General features: G+C 44.9%; 15 protein-coding genes, 1 tRNA gene and 1 other RNA gene. 12 read left to right on the top strand and 5 right to left on the bottom strand.

Going from position 1 to position 18,228, the window contains the following annotated elements:
- Positions 1 to 282: 282 nt before the first annotated feature.
- Positions 283 to 1,380: a stalk domain-containing protein gene (locus J2T19_RS26170; RefSeq protein ID WP_307221219.1), complete on the top strand. Its 1,098-nt coding sequence runs from the start codon at positions 283 to 285 to the stop codon at positions 1,378 to 1,380.
- Between the two features lie 200 nt (positions 1,381 to 1,580).
- Here J2T19_RS26170 and clpP read toward each other — a convergent pair whose 3' ends face one another.
- Both clpP and J2T19_RS26160 read right to left on the bottom strand, forming a co-directional pair.
- The gene (gene clpP / locus J2T19_RS26165; protein WP_145051974.1) at positions 1,581 to 2,177 is read right to left on the bottom strand and encodes an ATP-dependent Clp endopeptidase proteolytic subunit ClpP; all 597 of its coding nucleotides are present in this window, start codon (positions 2,175 to 2,177) and stop codon (positions 1,581 to 1,583) included.
- Between the two features lie 179 nt (positions 2,178 to 2,356).
- Positions 2,357 to 2,431, bottom strand: a tRNA-Arg gene (locus tag J2T19_RS26160).
- Positions 2,432 to 2,913: 482 nt separating this feature from the next.
- Here J2T19_RS26160 and J2T19_RS26155 point away from each other — a divergent pair.
- The 10 genes from J2T19_RS26155 (at position 2,914) to ssrA (ending at position 15,652) form a co-directional block, all read left to right on the top strand.
- Positions 2,914 to 3,939, top strand: a complete 1,026-nt coding sequence (locus tag J2T19_RS26155; RefSeq protein WP_128099853.1) for a sugar-binding transcriptional regulator — start codon at positions 2,914 to 2,916, stop codon at positions 3,937 to 3,939.
- Positions 3,940 to 4,049: 110 nt separating this feature from the next.
- Complete coding sequence (gap, locus tag J2T19_RS26150) at positions 4,050 to 5,057, top strand: type I glyceraldehyde-3-phosphate dehydrogenase (protein WP_056695277.1); 1,008 nt, start codon at positions 4,050 to 4,052, stop codon at positions 5,055 to 5,057.
- Positions 5,058 to 5,207: 150 nt separating this feature from the next.
- On the top strand, positions 5,208 to 6,389 hold the full coding sequence (locus J2T19_RS26145) for a phosphoglycerate kinase (protein ID WP_307221209.1): 1,182 nt from the start codon (positions 5,208 to 5,210) through the stop codon (positions 6,387 to 6,389).
- A gap of 33 nt (positions 6,390 to 6,422) precedes the next feature.
- The gene (gene tpiA / locus J2T19_RS26140; RefSeq protein WP_307221206.1) at positions 6,423 to 7,175 is read left to right on the top strand and encodes a triose-phosphate isomerase; all 753 of its coding nucleotides are present in this window, start codon (positions 6,423 to 6,425) and stop codon (positions 7,173 to 7,175) included.
- Position 7,176: 1 nt separating this feature from the next.
- On the top strand, positions 7,177 to 8,721 hold the full coding sequence (gene gpmI, locus J2T19_RS26135) for a 2,3-bisphosphoglycerate-independent phosphoglycerate mutase (RefSeq protein WP_307221203.1): 1,545 nt from the start codon (positions 7,177 to 7,179) through the stop codon (positions 8,719 to 8,721).
- Positions 8,722 to 8,959: 238 nt separating this feature from the next.
- Complete coding sequence (eno, locus tag J2T19_RS26130) at positions 8,960 to 10,246, top strand: phosphopyruvate hydratase (RefSeq protein WP_128099857.1); 1,287 nt, start codon at positions 8,960 to 8,962, stop codon at positions 10,244 to 10,246.
- A gap of 209 nt (positions 10,247 to 10,455) precedes the next feature.
- Positions 10,456 to 10,689 (top strand): preprotein translocase subunit SecG, encoded by a 234-nt coding sequence (secG, locus tag J2T19_RS26125; protein ID WP_056695287.1) that lies wholly within the window; start codon positions 10,456 to 10,458, stop codon positions 10,687 to 10,689.
- A gap of 526 nt (positions 10,690 to 11,215) precedes the next feature.
- Entirely contained in the window at positions 11,216 to 13,987 is a 2,772-nt protein-coding gene (gene rnr / locus J2T19_RS26120; protein WP_307221196.1) for a ribonuclease R, read from the top strand.
- A gap of 293 nt (positions 13,988 to 14,280) precedes the next feature.
- Positions 14,281 to 14,763, top strand: a complete 483-nt coding sequence (gene smpB, locus J2T19_RS26115; protein ID WP_145051992.1) for an SsrA-binding protein SmpB — start codon at positions 14,281 to 14,283, stop codon at positions 14,761 to 14,763.
- 524 nt (positions 14,764 to 15,287) lie between these two features.
- Positions 15,288 to 15,652, top strand: a transfer-messenger RNA (tmRNA) gene (gene ssrA, locus J2T19_RS26110).
- A gap of 75 nt (positions 15,653 to 15,727) precedes the next feature.
- Here the strand turns inward: ssrA and J2T19_RS26105 are convergent.
- The 3 genes from J2T19_RS26105 to J2T19_RS26095 form a co-directional block, all read right to left on the bottom strand.
- A complete protein-coding gene (locus J2T19_RS26105) occupies positions 15,728 to 16,018 on the bottom strand; it encodes a transporter (protein ID WP_307221193.1) in 291 nt (96 codons plus the stop codon).
- 42 nt (positions 16,019 to 16,060) lie between these two features.
- The gene (locus tag J2T19_RS26100; protein ID WP_307221189.1) at positions 16,061 to 16,366 is read right to left on the bottom strand and encodes a hypothetical protein; all 306 of its coding nucleotides are present in this window, start codon (positions 16,364 to 16,366) and stop codon (positions 16,061 to 16,063) included.
- 185 nt (positions 16,367 to 16,551) lie between these two features.
- Positions 16,552 to 17,064, bottom strand: coding sequence for a hypothetical protein (locus tag J2T19_RS26095; protein WP_307221187.1), 513 nt, complete (start codon positions 17,062 to 17,064; stop codon positions 16,552 to 16,554).
- 309 nt (positions 17,065 to 17,373) lie between these two features.
- On the opposite strand from J2T19_RS26095, the gene J2T19_RS26090 reads away from it, so the two are divergent.
- The gene (locus tag J2T19_RS26090; protein ID WP_307221184.1) at positions 17,374 to 18,000 is read left to right on the top strand and encodes a polysaccharide deacetylase family protein; all 627 of its coding nucleotides are present in this window, start codon (positions 17,374 to 17,376) and stop codon (positions 17,998 to 18,000) included.
- The last annotated feature ends 228 nt before the right edge of the window (positions 18,001 to 18,228 follow it).

Genomic DNA, 18,228 nt, shown 5'->3' with positions numbered 1-18,228 from the left:
AATTCATATTATCGGTGAGTTTACTGATGTTGTTTAATGAATTTTGGATGGGTTGGACGCTGTTAATTGTTCATTTGGTATCTTTTTTGTATATATGTTCGTGACAAAACGGTCATTTTCGGTGCAATTTATTAGAAGCTAATCGTCAAGATTGTAACTGGAGCTGTAAACCTTTCCTCAAATGGGTTAATTATAATAAAGAGGTGAGCGTATGAGACATTTCCGTTCAACATACATACGCAATGAACCCTTAGTGCGAATTATGGAGAGGAGTTTTTATATATGACATCATGGAAGAAATGGACAAGTGCGTTGCTGGCAGCTGGAATTATTGTAGGTAGTGGAGCAGGGTGGCAAGAAAGTTCGGTTCAAGCGGCTTCTGTCTCATCCAAAGTGACGGCACCTATTGAAGTAACACTGAAATCGGCAGGTAAAACGTTGACTCAAAAAGGGCTTCTACAGGGTGGATCTACATGGGTATCTCTAACTGCGGTCAAAGACGTTGCAGGCGGAACGTTAACATATGATGCGAAGAACAAAGAGTATACACTGACCGCAGCTAACAACAAGATGAAAATTAGTCTAGCTGATGGATCACCAATGCTTAGAGTGAACAATTACTATCCGGGCGTTGAGGCGAAGCTGATTCAAGGGCGGTTATACATTCCTTTCTCAGCGATGAGAGATTATCTGGGTGTTCAGGGAAGCTGGAATGGGCAAGCGAAGACGTTAACACTTAGCAAGGTGAAGCAGAACAATGTAACGGTAAAAGCAGCTACAGTGAAAGCGAATGTGAAAAATGCTGAGGTGGATATTCAATATCCACAAGTAAGTGGACTTGGCAATGACAAAGCTGAAGCGGCAATCAATAAAGTGCTCAAGGGTGAGGCTGATGCATTTGTAGCAGACTTCAAGAAGCAAGCTAGTGAATATGGAGCTGCCACTGCGAATCGCCCATACGCTTTTGAGAGCACATATGTTGTGACATATAACGAAAATGGCGTGCTGGGACTCATTACACAGCGCTATGAAGACTACGCGGGAGCTCATGGCATGACGTTCCGTACAGGACACACGTTTGATCTAGAAACGGGTAAGGAACTGACGCTGAATGATGTGCTTCAAAACAATGCAGCGATGCGTGATACGCTTGGCAAAAAAGTAGGGACTCAGCTTAAAGCACGTGGCGGTTACCTAGATGGATATACTGGTCTGAACAAAGATCAGGACTTCTACGTTACGCCAACCGGTATTGTCGTGTTCTTCCAACTGTATGAGTACACGGCATATGCTGAAGGATTCCCAGAGTTCCCATTCACGTACAAAGAAGTGCTTCCTAAAGGTGCAACGCCATTCAGTGGAGTAGCGGCTGAAAAGTAAGAATAGGATCGTTATTATATGTTCAATAATTTCGGATTTATCACGTATAGAACAGAAGTTTAAACGACGCGCAGTTGCAATTGCCATCATCATAAAACCAAAAAAAAAATCCCACCATTCATAGAATGGTGGGATTTTACTAGTTCATAATTAGAAGCCAAGAAGACTTCAACTCATGACTTTATAGGTGAGTTCTGCAATTATACGCCTTGTGAACCTACTCTTTCGATAACTTTATCAATGATACCGTAATCGGCAGCTTCAGCAGCACTCATGAAGTAGTCACGATCTGTATCTTTCTCGATACGCTCCAGTGGTTGACCTGTGCGCTCGGAGATGATGCGGTTCAATGTGTCACGCATTTTCAGAATGCGACGAGCACGGATTTCGATGTCTGTAGCTTGACCTTGTGCTCCACCAAGTGGTTGGTGAATCATGATCTCACTGTTAGGCAATGCAAAACGTTTACCTTTAGCGCCTGCATTGAGCAAGAAAGCGCCCATAGAAGCTGCCATACCTACACAGATGGTAGATACATCCGGTTTGATGAATTGCATTGTATCGTAAATGGCCATACCGGCTGTGATGGATCCGCCTGGGCTGTTGATGTATAAGTGAATGTCTTTCTCTGGATCTTCTGCAGCCAAGAATAACATCTGTGCCATAATGGCATTCGCCACAACGTCATTCACGTCGCTGCCAAGGAAGATGATACGATCCTTCAGCAATCTGGAATAGATGTCATAGGCCCGCTCACCGCGGTTGCTCTGTTCAACGACCATTGGAATATAACTCACGTGAAAAACCTCCTCGGAAATGTAAATGTTAAATTGGTGTTTATATTTAAACTGTTACCGTATTACCCACATCATAAACAATTCCAAACAAAAAGTCAAAGAAAGTCAAACTAACTTTGAAAAAAAAGAAACCTTTACGGTTTCATTGGTTAAAAGGGTTATGTACTACGATAAAAGAATGGCGCGCCCGCCAAGAATCGAACTTGGATCTCAGGCTTCGGAGGCCTACGTCATATCCATTGGACCACGGGCGCACATGAATTGTTGGCTACTCTTTTGTAGCACGGGCGCTTGCACACAAATGAGCTTCAAATATGTGACAGCATTAATGATTATATCTTAAGCGTGGTCGAAATGCAAGCAAATGATCAGCCTCGTAGTTTGGAATAGAGCGAAAATGATCATGATGAAGATATGTGGATAAAGAATGCATTTAAGTACATGCTATAAGAGGTTTTGCACATGTTGAGCAAGGTAGGAATGAAGCCATATGTAGATAAGAATGTAGACTTTCTTCTATATATAGTGTGAAACAGATTCAACACCTACTAGAAGTTCAAGATTGTGAAAATAAGCGCGTACAAGCTTAGAGAAAGGTTATGAAATGGGGCGTTTGAAACACTTGCATGTCGCGTCAGTTTTAGGTAGAATAGACGTGGGACTTAAAAAGTTAACCCGGGACATTTTGAGGCCATGAAAGAGAGCTTGGAACGAGAAGCTTGCGGGAGTGGAAAGCATGCGAAAGATTTTAGAAGTGCAGAAGCAGCTTCTGCCTGATCTCATGGATGTCTTGAAGAAGAGGTATACGATTCTACACCAGATCATGTTATCGGATGTGATTGGACGAAGAACGTTAGCTAATTCCATGCAGATGACCGAGCGGGTTCTGAGGGCTGAGACCGATCTATTAAAGGCTCAGGGACTTATCGAAATTGACAGTACAGGAATGAAGATCAGCGAGGCAGGTCATGATTTGCTGCAGCAGTTAGAGCCTGTCGCCAAAGAGCTGTTCGGATTGTCCGAACTGGAAGAGCGCATCAAGCAAGCCTACGGTCTGCAAAAGGTAGTCGTTGTTCCTGGCGATTCGGACGTATCTCCATTTGCCAAACGGGAACTGGGCAAGGCCGGAGCCAAGGCTCTCGGCAATATTATGAATGATAACGACGTTGTTGCCGTAACTGGCGGTTCAACAACGGCTGAAGTTGCAGAGCAGCTTAATCCGCCAACACCACTCAAAGGTGTCTGGTTCGTCCCTGCACGCGGTGGACTAGGAGAGAGCCTCGAAATTCAGGCCAATACGATCGCATCCACGATGGCAAAACGGGTAGGAGCACAATACAAACTCCTGCATGTACCGGATTTGCTTAGTGACCATGCCTATGAATCCCTTGTTCAAGATCCGGGTGTCCAGGAGATTCTGCAGCTGATTAGACAATCGCGCATCGTTATTCACGGAATCGGTGATGCTGTGGAGATGGCACGGCGACGTAAACTTGCTACAGAGATCGTGGAAGAACTTCAGGAGCAAGGAGCCGTATCGGAATCATTCGGTTATTACTTTAATGATCAGGGTAACGTGGTTCACACCATGCTTACACTCGGTATGCGACTTCAAGATATCGAACGAACCGATGTAGTGATCGGGATTGCGGGTGGCAAAAGCAAAGCAGCTGCCATTCACTCGGTGCTTAGATTCGGCCAGGAAGATATATTGATTATTGATGAGGCTGCTGCCAAAGTCATCGTTGCCGAACTGGAATAAGAGTTTATTTTCTAGAACACTTCAAATTTGTTGTCTTGACGGACTTCACGGTCTGTCTTGAATATATAGCTTCATAAAAAAATCAATCAAAACTTGGGAGGAACTTACTCATGATTAAAGTAGGTATTAACGGTTTTGGACGTATTGGTCGCTTGGCATTCCGTCGTATTCAAAATGTAGAGGGCATTGAAGTTGTAGCAATCAACGACTTGACTGATGCTAAAATGCTGGCTCATTTGCTTAAATATGATACAACTCAAGGTCGCTTCGATGGCGATGTTGAAGTACATGATGGCTTCTTCAAAGTGAACGGCAAAGAAGTTAAAGTATTGGCTAACCGTAACCCAGAAGAACTTCCTTGGGGAGACCTCGGTGTAGATATCGTTCTGGAATGTACTGGTTTCTTCACAACGAAAGAAGCTGCTGAGAAACACTTGAAAGGTGGAGCTAAGAAAGTTGTTATCTCCGCACCAGCTACTGGCGACATGAAAACCATCGTTTACAACGTAAACCATGAAATCCTCGACGGTACTGAAACTGTAATCTCCGGCGCATCTTGCACAACGAACTGCCTGGCACCTATGGCAAAAACGTTGCAAGACAAATTCGGAATCGTTCAAGGTTTGATGACTACAATTCACGCTTACACTGGCGACCAAAACACATTGGATGCTCCACACCCTAAAGGTGACTTCCGTCGTGCTCGCGCAGCGGCTGAAAACATCATCCCTAACACAACTGGTGCTGCTAAAGCAATCGGTTTGGTTATCCCTGAACTGCAAGGTAAATTGGACGGTGCAGCTCAACGTGTACCAGTAGCTACTGGTTCCCTGACTGAGCTTGTAACTGTATTGGGTAAAAAAGTTACTGCTGAAGAAGTTAACGCAGTAATGAAAGAAGCTTCCGATCCACAAACTTTCGGATACACTGAAGACGAAATCGTATCTTCCGATATCCAAGGTATCACTTTCGGATCCCTGTTTGATGCAACTCAAACTAAAGTTCTGACTGTTGGCGACCAACAATTGGTTAAAACTGTAGCTTGGTATGACAATGAAATGTCCTACACTGCACAATTGGTTCGCACTTTGGAGCACTTTGCAAAAATGATTAAGTAATATCTGCAATAACATAGAGCGGAAACAGAGTTGTATTGTTTCCGCTCTTTATATATCAACCTTTTGCAAATTTCTCAAAAACACCAGGATTGACAAGGGTTTTTCGCTCTTCATTGGTCCACAAAATACATGGGTGCGGAGGAAATACAGATGAACAAAAAAAGTGTACGTGATATCGAATTGACAGGAAAACGGGCTTTTGTACGTGTAGATTTTAATGTGCCGCTCGAAGATGGTAAAATTACAGATGACAAGCGTATTCGTGCAACGCTGCCTACGATCAATTTCTTGATCGAAAAAGGTGCCAAAGTCATTTTGGCAAGCCACATGGGTCGTCCTAACGGCGAAGTGGTTGAATCCTTGCGTTTGACTCCAGCAGCAGAGCGTTTGTCTGAATTGCTTGGTAAAACAGTTGTTAAAGCTGACGATTCCGTTGGCGAAACGGTTAAAGCTCAAATCGCTGAATTGAACAACGGTGACGTATTGTTGCTTGAAAATGTTCGTTTCCACGCAGGCGAAGAGAAAAACGATCCAGAACTCGCAAAACAATTTGCTGAACTGGCTGACGTTTTCGTTAACGATGCGTTTGGTGCAGCACACAGAGCACATGCTTCAACAGAAGGTATCGCTCACTTGCTGCCAGCTGTATCTGGTTTGTTGATGGAAAAAGAGCTTGAAGTGTTGGGTAAAGCAATCTCCAACCCTGAGCGTCCTTTCACAGCAATCATCGGTGGTTCCAAAGTTAAAGACAAAATCGATGTGATCGACAACCTGTTGAACATTGCAGACAACGTAATCATCGGTGGAGGTCTGTCCTACACGTTCATGAAGGCTCAAGGTCATGAAGTAGGTCAATCCCTGTTGGATGAGTCCAAATTGGATGTTGCTCTGGGCTTCATTGAAAAAGCGAAGAAATTGGGCAAGAACTTCTACCTGCCAGTGGATATCGTAATTTCCGATGATTTCAGTGCGAATGCAAACACGAAGATCGTTGAAGTTGGCGACATTCCTGCAGATTGGGAAGGGATCGACATCGGTCCTAAAACACGTGAGATTTATGCTGACGTTGTTAAAAACTCCAAACTCGTTGTATGGAACGGACCAATGGGCGTATTCGAAATTGAGCCATTCTCCCACGGTACTCGTGCAGTGGCGGAAGCTTGCGCAACAACTGATGCTTACACAGTAATTGGTGGTGGTGACTCCGCAGCAGCAGCTGAGAAGTTCAAATTGGCTGACAAAATGGATCACATCTCCACTGGTGGCGGTGCATCCCTCGAATTCATGGAAGGCAAAGTGCTTCCAGGCGTAGTTGCATTGAACGACAAATAAGATTTAAGCTATAGCATGAAGGAGTTGAAAACCATGAGAACACCGATTATTGCAGGTAACTGGAAAATGTTCAAAACTGTTTCCGAATCTAATGACTTCATTCAGGAAGTTAAAGGAAAAGCGGAAGTAGAAGGCGTGGAAACTGTAATCTGCGCACCATTTACAAATCTGCCAACATTGGTAGAAGCAGTTAAAGGTACAAACATCAAAATTGGTGCCCAAAATCTTCACTTTGAGGATAATGGTGCTTTCACAGGTGAAATCAGCGGCGTTATGCTGAAGGATCTTGGTGTGGATTATGTAATCATTGGTCACTCGGAGCGCCGTCAATATTTTGCGGAAACCGATGAGACTGTTAATAAAAAGCTGCATGCAACATTCCGTCATGGATTGACTCCAATCTTCTGCCTCGGTGAAACACTTGAAGAGCGTGAAGCTGACAAAACCAAAGACGTATGCAAAGTGCAAACGGTAGCTGCTTTTGAAGGTCTGTCCGCAGAGCAAGCAGCACAAGTCGTTATTGCTTATGAGCCAATCTGGGCGATTGGAACAGGCAAATCTTCCACTTCCCAAGATGCGAATGAAGTTATTGCTTACATCCGTACATTGGTGAAAGATCTGTACAACGAGCAGGTTGCTGATGCAGTTCGTATTCAATACGGCGGCAGCGTTAAACCTGAGAACGTAACTGAATACCTCGGACAAAGCGACATCGACGGCGCACTTGTTGGCGGTGCTAGCTTGCAGCCGGCTTCGTTCATCGCGCTTGTTGAGGGGGCGAAGTAAGATGACAGCTCCAAAACCTGTAGCACTGATCATCATGGATGGCTTCGGTCTTCGTAATACGGTGGAAGGCAACGCGGTAGCGCAAGCCAAAAAACCGAACTATGACCGTTTTATGAGCCAATTCCCACACACAACACTCACTGCTTGCGGTGAGGCTGTAGGTTTGCCAGAAGGGCAAATGGGGAACTCTGAGGTTGGTCACCTTAACATTGGTGCTGGCCGGATCGTTTACCAGGATTTGACCCGTATTTCCAAATCGATTCGCGATGGTGAGTTTTTCGATAACGAAACGCTCGTTAAAGCTGTACGCGAAGCGAAACAAAACGGTAAAAAGCTTCATCTCTACGGCTTGTTGTCTGATGGTGGCGTACATAGTCACATCGACCACTTGTTCGCTATGCTGGATCTCGCCAAAAAAGAAGAAATGAATGATGTGTATATTCATGCCTTCTTGGATGGCCGTGATGTTATGCCGGACAGTGGTAAAGACTTCATGCAAAAACTGATCGCGAAAATTGAAGAGGTTGGTGTAGGACAGATCGCTACGGTACAAGGTCGCTATTATGCGATGGACCGTGACAAACGTTGGGAGCGAGTTGAGAAATCATACCGCGCTATCGTTTATGGAGATGGCCCTAAATACACTGATCCACTCAAAGCGGTTGAAGAATCGTATGAGAAATCCGTATTTGATGAATTCGTTGAACCAACGGTTATCGTCAAAGCGGATGGTGAGCCGGTAGGTTTGGTAGAAAGCGGCGATTCCGTTATCTTCCTTAACTTCCGTCCTGACCGTGCAATTCAGTTGTCACAAGTATTCACGAACCAAGACTTTCGCGGTTTCGATCGTGGGCCGAAGTTCCCAGAAGGCTTGCACTTTGTGTGCCTAACTCTGTTCAGTGAGACGGTTGAAGGTTATGTGGCGTACTCGCCGAAGAACCTCGACAATACACTGGGTGAGGTTCTGGTACAGAACAACAAAAAACAACTGCGTATTGCAGAAACAGAGAAATACCCGCACGTAACGTTCTTCTTCAGCGGCGGACGTGATGTTGAGCTTCCAGGCGAAACTCGCGTACTGATTAACTCACCAAAAGTTGCAACATATGACTTGCAACCAGAGATGAGCGCTTATGAAGTGGCAGACGCATGTGTACGCGAGATTGAAGCAGACAAACACGATGCAATCATTCTGAACTTCGCTAACCCTGATATGGTTGGACACTCCGGCATGCTGGAGCCAACAATCAAAGCGGTTGAAGTAACAGACGAGTGCATGGGACGTGTTGTCGACGCAGTTCTCGCAAAAGGCGGCGTTGTGCTGATTACTGCGGATCATGGTAACGCGGATATGGTATTCGATGAGCAAGGGCGTCCGTTCACTGCACATACAACGAACCCAGTTCCATTTATCGTTACTGACCCTAATGTAACATTGCGTGAAGGCGGAATTTTGGCTGATATCGCGCCAACAATCCTTGACCTGATGCAATTGCCAAAACCGGAAGAAATGACAGGAACATCTGTCATCGCTACCCGTAAATAATTTAATCTTAATAGGTTTTTGAATAAGACTGGAGTTACACTTTAACGGAGCGGGCAGAACCAATCTGCAGAAGCGAAGCGTTCGCCTTTATCACATGATTTCAACTTATGACGATAAGTTCGAAGAAATCAGGGGATAACAGCGATCGAAAGATGGTACTGCACGCGGAGTGTTTTGGTGAAACCAATTGTTCTGAACGTATTAAATAAAATTCCAAATTTAAAGGAGATTATCACTCATGACTATTATTTCTGACGTGTACGCTCGCGAAGTCCTCGACTCCCGCGGTAACCCTACAGTAGAAGTTGAAGTATACCTGGAGTCCGGCGCAATCGGACGCGCAATCGTTCCATCTGGTGCATCCACTGGTGCCCACGAAGCTGTTGAGCTTCGCGATGGTGACAAATCCCGTTACCTCGGTAAAGGTGTTCTGCAAGCTGTTAAAAACGTAAACGAAACAATCGCTCCAGAAGTAATCGGTATGGACGCATTGGATCAACTGGGTATCGACAAATTGATGATCACTTTGGATGGTACGCCAAACAAAGGTAAATTGGGCGCAAACGCAATCTTGGCAGTATCTATGGCTGTAGCTCGCGCTGCTGCTGACGCTTTGGACTTGCCACTTTACGTTTACCTCGGCGGATTCAACGCTAAAGCTCTTCCAGTACCAATGATGAACATCATCAACGGTGGTGAGCACGCTGACAACAACATCGACGTTCAAGAGTTCATGGTTCTTCCTGTTGGCGCACCAAGCTTCAAAGAAGCTCTTCGCGTAGGCGCAGAAATCTTCCACAACCTGAAATCTGTATTGAGCTCCAAAGGCTTGAACACAGCAGTAGGTGACGAAGGTGGTTTCGCACCAAACCTTGGTTCTAACGAAGAAGCAATCACTACAATCATCGAAGCGATCGAAAAAGCTGGTTACAAACCAGGCGTTGACGTATTCTTGGGTATGGACGTAGCTTCCACTGAGTTCTACAAAGATGGTAAATATACACTTGCTGGCGAAGGTAAATCTTACACTTCCGCTGAGTATGTTGACCTTCTGGCTTCATGGGTTGAGAAATACCCAATCATCACAATTGAAGACGGTATGTCCGAAGATGACTGGGATGGTTGGAAATTGCTCACTGAAAAATTGGGAGACAAAGTACAGCTCGTTGGTGACGACTTGTTCGTAACAAACACAGAGCGTCTGGGTAGAGGTATCGAGCAAGGTATTGGTAACTCCATCCTGATCAAAGTAAACCAAATCGGTACATTGACTGAAACATTCGATGCAATCGAAATGGCTAAACGTGCAGGATACACTGCTGTTATCTCCCACCGTTCCGGTGAGTCCGAAGATAGCACAATCGCTGACATCGCGGTTGCAACTAACGCTGGACAAATCAAAACAGGTGCTCCTTCCCGTACAGACCGTATCGCGAAGTATAACCAATTGCTCCGCATTGAGGATCAACTGGGTGAACTGGCTCAATACAATGGTCTTAAAGGATTCTACAACCTCAAAAAATAAGCTGTGTACACAGCTTTTCGGGCAAGCCGGGTAACCGGCTTGTCTTTTTATTATGTAGAAGAATCTTCGGATAATCTTACTACTATAGTGGATAAAGTTGGATGAATGTATAGCAAGCACTACTTGTATCACAGCAGTAGCTATGGTACAATCAAACTAACTGTTTTTATGGTGAGATGTTATGCCCACATGGGTAGGAGGTGGAAAGAATGGATATTGCTTTGAAATTGCTGCTCGTTGTTTTCTCGATCGGTCTAATCACTGTAGTATTGCTGCAGCACGGGAAAAGCGCTGGTTTGGCGGGTGCCATCTCCGGTGGTGCGGAACATCTTTTCGGTAAAACGAAAGCGCGCGGACTGGATCTTTTCTTGCAACGTGCAACGGTTGTTCTCGGTGCAGGTTTCATGATTTTGTCTATTATTGTTACGATCGTCTCCAAGTAAGAAGGATACTTTCTTATACAATTCAATAGCATGAGCGGAATTCGCTTGTAAGATTAACCTTCGTTTCGAGAAGAAACGGAGGTTTTTTAATAAGTTTTAACGTGTCCAGTATTTTCCTGCCACTACAATCACATGATTTAATTTTCTCTTCTGTTCGGTTCTCCTTCCTTCGAAGGTATACCCCTGCAATGTAGGGAATGTACCTGTCTGTGCTTCCGCGCATAATCTATTCCTATAATGAGGTTCATGATACATGAACATGTGGATTGATCCCTTTTTCAGTAAGTATAGAAGAAGTAATTCTAACTTGGAACGATCCGTAGTTACGTTTGAAAGCGTGCTTATGCTTAAGCAATCCTGCGTCTGTGGTTTTTTTGTTAGGGACGGATGTGCTGGATTGAATTCGTGTATACTAGGGTATGAGATAGTAAGGTATGCATTACATTGCATGAAATTGGTAAGGATTCCGATACATAAAGAGATGAGACCAGATCATACTTTTATGTTTCCCGAGGTGAATATATTAATGATAACAGAACAACAATTGCTCGATTTTATGCGGGAGACCGCTTATAAACCAATGACTTATCAAGAGCTGGAACAGCACTTCGAGATTAAAGATGCGGCTGATTTCAAATCTTTTTTGATTATGCTCAATACGCTGGAGGAATCCGGCAAGATTTTGCTTACCCGTAACAATCGTTACGGTATGCCTGAACGTATGGACTTGGTTCGTGGACGTTTGCAGGCACATGCCAAAGGGTTTGCGTTTTTGATCCCAGAGGATCGAGAGCACCCTGACGTGTACATTCACGCCAATGATATGAAAAGTGCGATGAATGGAGACATCGTGTTCGTGAAGGTCACTTCTAAAGGGCCATCAGGTGGACGTCTGGAGGGCGAGATTGTTCGCATTGTTACACGTGCGGTGACACAAGTCGTCGGTGTATTTCAAAGCCATGAAGTATACGGATTCGTCATTCCGGATGATAAACGCATTAACCGGGATATCTTCATTCCACGTACCAATTTTGCTGGAGCTGTCGATGGACAGAAGGTTGTAGCGAAGATCGTTAGTTACCCAGAAGGCCGTGCGGCGGCTGAGGGTGAGATTATTGAGATTCTTGGGCATAAGGATGAGCCGGGCATTGATATTTTGTCCGTCATTCGTAAACACCAATTGCCAGAAGCTTTCCCAGATGAAGTCGTTGGTGAAGCAGAACAGGCTCCAGACTCCATCACAGATGAAGAGATCGTGCAACAGGGTCGCCGTGATCTGCGTGGACTGAATATCGTTACGATTGATGGCGAAGATGCTAAGGATCTGGATGATGCGGTAAACGTTGAGAAGCTACCTAATGGCAATTACCGCCTGGGCGTTCATATTGCTGACGTCGGTTACTACGTGCGCGAGAACTCTAAGCTGGATCAAGAAGCTTACAACCGTGGATGTAGTGTGTATTTGGTGGATCGGGTTATTCCGATGTTGCCACAGCGCCTGTCTAACGGCATATGCAGCTTGAATCCGCAAGTGGATCGTCTGACATTGTCCTGTGAGATGGAGTTTAACGACCAGATGAAGGTTGTGAAGCACGATATTTTCACAAGTGTCATTAAGACCAAAGAGCGCATGACGTATACCAACGTTCGTAAAATCCTTGAAGGCGAAGAGCCTGAATTGCTCGAACGATATAAAGATCTGGTGGATGACTTCCATCTGATGAAGGAGATTGCCTTGAAGCTGCGTGCGATGCGTATGCGTCGGGGGGCAGTTGACTTTGATTTTGAAGAGTCCAAGATCATTGTAGATAAAGAATGCAAACCGATCGATATTGTGAAACGGGAGCGTTCGATTGCGGAGCAGATCATTGAGGAGTTCATGTTAGCGGCTAATGAAACGGTGGCAGAGCATTTCCACTGGCTTAAAGTACCATTTATCTATCGTGTGCATGAAGACCCGGATCAAGAAAAACTACAAAATTTCCTCGCCTTTGCGGCGAATTTTGGACACCACGTTAAAGGTCGCGGTAACGCCATCCATCCACGTGCACTCCAATCGTTGCTTGAGGACATCAACGGAACAAAAGAGCAGACGGTCATTAGTACGATGATGCTTCGTTCCATGAAACAGGCGAAGTATGATTCTGAGATGTCGGGTCACTTCGGTCTGGCGGCAGAATTCTATAGTCATTTCACATCTCCAATCCGTCGTTATCCTGACCTAGTTATTCACCGTGTGATTCGTGAGGTTATCGAGAACAACGGAGCTCTGCCAGAAAACCGTCAAGAGTACTTGGCTGGACGTATGGCAGATATTGCACAGCAATCATCCGAACGAGAGCGTGTCGCGGTGGAAGCAGAGCGTGATACGGAGAAAATGAAAAAAGCGGAGTATATGCTGGATAAAGTAGGCGAAGAGTTCGAGGGCATGATCAGCAGCGTAACGAGCTTCGGTATGTTTATTGAGCTGGAGAATACAGTAGAGGGTCTCATTCGCCTGAGTGCGCTCACGGACGACTACTACCATTTTGACGATCAACATATGGCTCTCATTGGGGAGCGTACTTCCAAAGTGTTCCGCATCGGTGATGAAGTGAAGATTCGTGTGGCACGTGTGAGCATGGAAGAGTATACGATTGACTTTGAAATGGTGGATATGAAGCCTCGCGGTGAGCGTCCTGGTGGTTTCGGTGGTGGTCGCGGCGGTAAAGGCGGTCGCCCTGGAGGTAACGGTGGACGTGGTGCAGCGAAAGGTGGATTCAGTGGTTCACGTGGTGGCAAAGGTGGCTCTGGCTCTACAGGTGGTGCTGGAAGAGGTCGTGGCGGCAGATCACCAGAAGAGAGCAGCAAAGGTGGACGCGGTGGCGCAGTGAGTGCTGGAGCAGGCTCAACTGGCGGCTTTGCTGGGAAAGGTAGCGGCAAACCGAAAGGCGAGCGCCGGAGTGGAGAAGCTGGTGGATCGACTAATCGTGGCAAAGGAGCAGTAAGTTTCGGCTTCGGTTCAGGCAAAGGCGGCTACAGCTCTGCACCAAATGGTAGTCAGGAGAGTAGTGCTGGCGGAGGCCATGGAAGTGGTTCCAGCGGTCGCAGCGAACGCGGTGAGGGCAGCTTCAAATCCGGTAAAGGTAGCAAAGGCGGCAGTGGCCGCAAAAAAACGTCACCTAGCGGTATCTTTATTGGCGATGCGGCAACACCTGGAGGTACTCAGGAAGGTGGAGCACCTCGTCGTAAGCGGAAGAAGAACAAAGGCGGAGCGGGTAATAGTACGGCAGCTTTTGTACGGAAGAAGAAAAAGTAAGGTAAGGCTGTTAGGTAGATAAGGTTGAACTGACAGGTTCATGATCTGGATGAGCAGAACAATCCTTGAAAAAGCGTTATAGATGAAAAGAGATAGTCTTGAGGAATGTGTGAAGCTGTTTCGTATCGTCTGGAAAAGGTGTAATGAGGAGGGGCGGCTGAGGTCGCCTCTTTCTTGATTTTAACAGCCGTACTTGCTACAATTGAGGTCTGGCACAGGTACTATGGTGCAACATGGATGCATGTGGACACAGGCATCGGAACGGATTTATTTTACGAAGAAGGAGTGAGGACATGGGTAAGAATGATGGACAGAGTAAAGTGCTCGCACAGAACAAAAAGGCTTCCCATGACTACTTCATTGAAGATACGTATGAAGCGGGCATGGTGCTTACTGGAACGGAGATTAAGTCTATTCGTAACGGACGTGCGAATATTGGAGATGCGTTTGCCACGATTCGGAACGGTGAAATTCATATTCACAATATGCATATTAGTCCTTTTGAACAAGGGAACCGACATAACCCGATTGATCCAACACGTACGCGTAAGTTACTGATGCACAAGGCACAGATTCACAAGCTGCTCGGGCTGTCGAAACAGGATGGTTACAGCATTGTGCCGCTGAAGATTTATGTGCGTAATGGGTATGCCAAGCTGTTGCTTGGACTAGGTAAAGGTAAGAAACAATATGATAAACGTGAGACTGCTGCTAAACGGGATGCACAACGTGATATTCAAAGAGCAATGCGCGAGAAGCAGAAGATCGCTCGTTAATTGGATGGTTAGGCGTGAGAGGCTGTATCTAAATTTGTTGAGACATTGGTTATTGGTAAATTAGTGACAGTCATATCACGATAGAGAATCTCAAGACTTGTCCGGTAATAGACGGGGTTGAGATTTTTTTTATTATTGTTTGGAACACACAGGGTTGCGTATGATGCGATAAGATCATGTAGTAGTTGCTTAATTTGTTCGAATCGTGGGTAAGATAGTTAAGTGAAGCTGACTATACATTGTTGCTACATGGCAGTGAACTTTACTTCGTCTGAGGGACGCGGTATAATATGTAGACGATTCGCTGGTAACTGCTGTATTGGTTAAATTTGCACAGTTACTTAGCCTGCTGGAATGTCTTCCAGCAATCTGTACTATTTCGGTGAGCTGTCCTGTGATAAGATTACTTATGTAGCAGACAGGAATGCCGAGTTAGAAAGAGCATCTTTTTACCTTGGAGGAAAAAGATGTGCAGCACCTTTGCTCCGTATTCACGGATTAATCCTGGAGCCCTTCTTAGTTGAGGGGGCGTTTATGGATTCGACGGGGATAGTTCGAGCATGGGTAGCGGGTAGTGGGGACGCGTCCGCTTCATCAACGCTAAAGCCTATTAAACGGCAAACAACAAACAAACTACGCTTTCGCAGCCTAAGAAACTGTGTGCGTGCTTCTAACCTGCATCGCCCATGTGACAGGATTAGGGGCTAACTAGTAGTGGGATACGCTGTCACATCTCCGCCTGGGGTGTGCTGAAGAAGACAATCAGGCTGACCCAACGTATAGCCGGTTACGGGGCGATACTCGGGTGACATCAAAACTGTGACTACACCCGTAGAAGCTTATGTGTCGTTATCTTCGGACAGGGGTTCGACTCCCCTCGCCTCCATTAGTAGTATTAGAAAAAGCACCCAAGAGGGTGCTTTTTTGTTTTTGGTGAGTTGAAAAGGGATCGCTATTTTCTTCTCTAAAAACATGTAAATGACACAATGCTTCTTAGATCGACTCCAGTAAACACCCATCTTCGACCGGTCCATCTAAAACCTGCAACGGATGTACGCCCTACAAAGGTTGGGAAGAACCAGAACGAGTTCCCATTTCTCAGCCACACATAGGTGTTGCGGAATAAACAACCGACAATAGCTCCGGGGTCGATGGCGAACGCTGTAGCAGCGGGTTGCGGTGGTGTGAATTGTGGAGGAGGAGAGGGTGGCGGCTGCTGTGTTCCTTGTGGTCCTTGAGGCGGCATGAATGCCATAAGATTTCACTCCTTAATGATAGGATTAGGCTTAGGTCAGGCCTATAATAATGAAATGGCGAGTAAATTAAACAGCACTAGGGGTAATACGACATCATTTTGGAAACCAGGAACAAAGCCTCGATTAGTCATAGGGCTTGGTAGTTTTAAGTATAAAATTCCCCTTTCGCAGTGGATGAGGAACCCTTCAAAAACATCGCCATCTACTGTCTCCACTCGGACAAGTGTATTCACATGGTGTTTACATGTATTTGTTACATGGTCTTGAATGGATTTTAAGTTATTCATAGTAGTTGGATCCATTCGAAACAATGTTTGTTCTTTTTGCCCCTGCAGTTGCAAGTTCATGGTCATGACCTCCAATTTAGATTCGTTCATATTCTCCATGCTATGCAGAAGCCTATAGGGGAGTTACAGTTTGCATGTGATTGATAATAGATATCCATTCTTTTAAACGAAATGACTCGAAGGAGGTCGAGTAAATAAAAAAGCCCCTGGATATCAGGAGCTTCCTCAACAGCACACTTGAATCGTTAATTCATTACATCAGAAATGGATGAACCCGTTACCCCAGAGAAATCTCCATTTACTTTACTCCCCCCGGCACTCCATTGAAGTGTATAGTCTCCACCACGCACGCCTTGTTCAAAACCTTGTTCGAAGCTTTTCCACGTAAAATCATCTTTTCCGGTAATCTCCTGAGAGAAATATACTTTTCCCGTACTATTGTGTGTTAAGGAAACAAAAACCGAATGACTACTATGGTTGTTCATAGAAAGTTTAATATGGCCATACCCCGCATTTACAGTGAAGGATTTTTGTACAACTGCATCACCACTAACAGTATCACCAATGGGGTTGTCCGTATCAATAACCATGGGGGCGATCAATTGATCTTCGGTAGAAGGACTATTATCAGAAATTTCAGGTGTATTTGATCTTGCAAGTACACCTTCCTGATTTGTGCTTGTTGAAGCATAAACAATTATCGCTGTTATCGTCATAGCTAGAGCTAGGGTCACCCATAAGCCACGTATCTTCTTCATAAAATTAGTTTCTCCCTTATAGAGTGTGTTCTCTTTGAGGTATTTAATATAAAGATATCTACATATTATTAAGTATATTTGTAATATTATTACACTTAATGCTGCTAGTAAAGTTAGGTCTGCTATTGCCAGGTCAGAATTGAGAAAACTGATGACGACTAATTTCTATTTCAGACCTCATATTTCTCCTATATTCCAATGCTGTTTGATATAATTATTACCATAATACGATTGTACATATATCTTAACTCCATGTGTAAAACACACACTTCAATGTCTATGAATCTATGAAAGAGGAGCTATTATTTCATGAATAAAATGTTGTTAGTTGAACAGGTATCCGTACGGGAAAAGGCTGTAGCTTTCACATTTGATGATGGGCCACATCCGGTGTACACACAGCAAATCCTTGAGATTTTCCGTCGTGCAGGAGGACAAGCGACCTTCTTCATGATTGGTAAGGAGATTGAATCTTACCCGGAAATTGCAGCTGAGGTTCACCGTGAAGGGCATGAGATAGTCAACCATACGTTTACACATCCCAATCTGACCGAATTGACGTTGGAGCAAGCAGGGGAGGAACTACAACGAGCGGAGAATGTCATTCGGGAAGTAACAGGGAAACCGACAAATCTTTTCAGACCACCATACTTTGGGATAAATGACGATATCCTATCTCTGGCTGTGGAACAGGGTTACCATACGGTTGCTGCGGTTAACGGTGGTGCGAAGGATTGGGACAATCCTGGTGTAGATTATATTTTGGAGCATACAAGGCCTACGGTAAAGCCTGGTAGTGTACTCATTTTTCATGATGGGTATGGGGATCGTTCTCAGACGGTGGAGGCTGTTCGAATAATGGTAGAAGAGCTTATTGCGGAAGGGTACCGTTTGGTCACAGTAAGTGAATTACTAGCCATTTCGAATGAAGCGTGAGGAAATGAATTAAGGTGAACCTAGCATGAAGTTGTTATTCGCACCGCGTGCAATGTCCAGCACGCGGTGCCCTGCATCATACAACTGATATTAACCAGCCCACTTTAGACATTAAGAATGGAACATAATTTTAAAAAGAACTAAAAGAACTAAAAGAACTAAAAGAACTAAAAGAACTAAAAGAACTAAAAGAACTAAAAGAACTAAAAGAACTAAAAGAACTAAAAG

Source organism: Paenibacillus tundrae (assembly GCF_030812775.1).
Classification (GTDB): Bacteria; Bacillota; Bacilli; order Paenibacillales; family Paenibacillaceae; genus Paenibacillus; species Paenibacillus tundrae_A.
This window is presented reverse-complemented; position numbering and strand designations above follow the sequence as displayed.

Excerpts from the sequence above, each read along its gene's own strand:
- J2T19_RS26170 (WP_307221219.1), top strand. The coding sequence starts at position 283 with ATGACATCATGGAAGAAATGGACAAGTGCGTTGCTGGCAGCTGGAATT.
- smpB (WP_145051992.1), top strand. The coding sequence starts at position 14,281 with ATGGGTAAGAATGATGGACAGAGTAAAGTGCTCGCACAGAACAAAAAG.
- J2T19_RS26145 (WP_307221209.1), top strand. The coding sequence starts at position 5,208 with ATGAACAAAAAAAGTGTACGTGATATCGAATTGACAGGAAAACGGGCT.
- J2T19_RS26155 (WP_128099853.1), top strand. The coding sequence starts at position 2,914 with ATGCGAAAGATTTTAGAAGTGCAGAAGCAGCTTCTGCCTGATCTCATG.
- tpiA (WP_307221206.1), top strand. The coding sequence starts at position 6,423 with ATGAGAACACCGATTATTGCAGGTAACTGGAAAATGTTCAAAACTGTT.
- rnr (WP_307221196.1), top strand. The coding sequence starts at position 11,216 with ATGATAACAGAACAACAATTGCTCGATTTTATGCGGGAGACCGCTTAT.
- J2T19_RS26095 (WP_307221187.1), bottom strand. The coding sequence starts at position 17,064 with ATGAAGAAGATACGTGGCTTATGGGTGACCCTAGCTCTAGCTATGACG.
- J2T19_RS26090 (WP_307221184.1), top strand. The coding sequence starts at position 17,374 with ATGAATAAAATGTTGTTAGTTGAACAGGTATCCGTACGGGAAAAGGCT.
- secG (WP_056695287.1), top strand. The coding sequence starts at position 10,456 with ATGGATATTGCTTTGAAATTGCTGCTCGTTGTTTTCTCGATCGGTCTA.
- gpmI (WP_307221203.1), top strand. The coding sequence starts at position 7,177 with ATGACAGCTCCAAAACCTGTAGCACTGATCATCATGGATGGCTTCGGT.
- J2T19_RS26105 (WP_307221193.1), bottom strand. The coding sequence starts at position 16,018 with ATGGCATTCATGCCGCCTCAAGGACCACAAGGAACACAGCAGCCGCCA.
- gap (WP_056695277.1), top strand. The coding sequence starts at position 4,050 with ATGATTAAAGTAGGTATTAACGGTTTTGGACGTATTGGTCGCTTGGCA.
- J2T19_RS26100 (WP_307221189.1), bottom strand. The coding sequence starts at position 16,366 with ATGAACTTGCAACTGCAGGGGCAAAAAGAACAAACATTGTTTCGAATG.
- eno (WP_128099857.1), top strand. The coding sequence starts at position 8,960 with ATGACTATTATTTCTGACGTGTACGCTCGCGAAGTCCTCGACTCCCGC.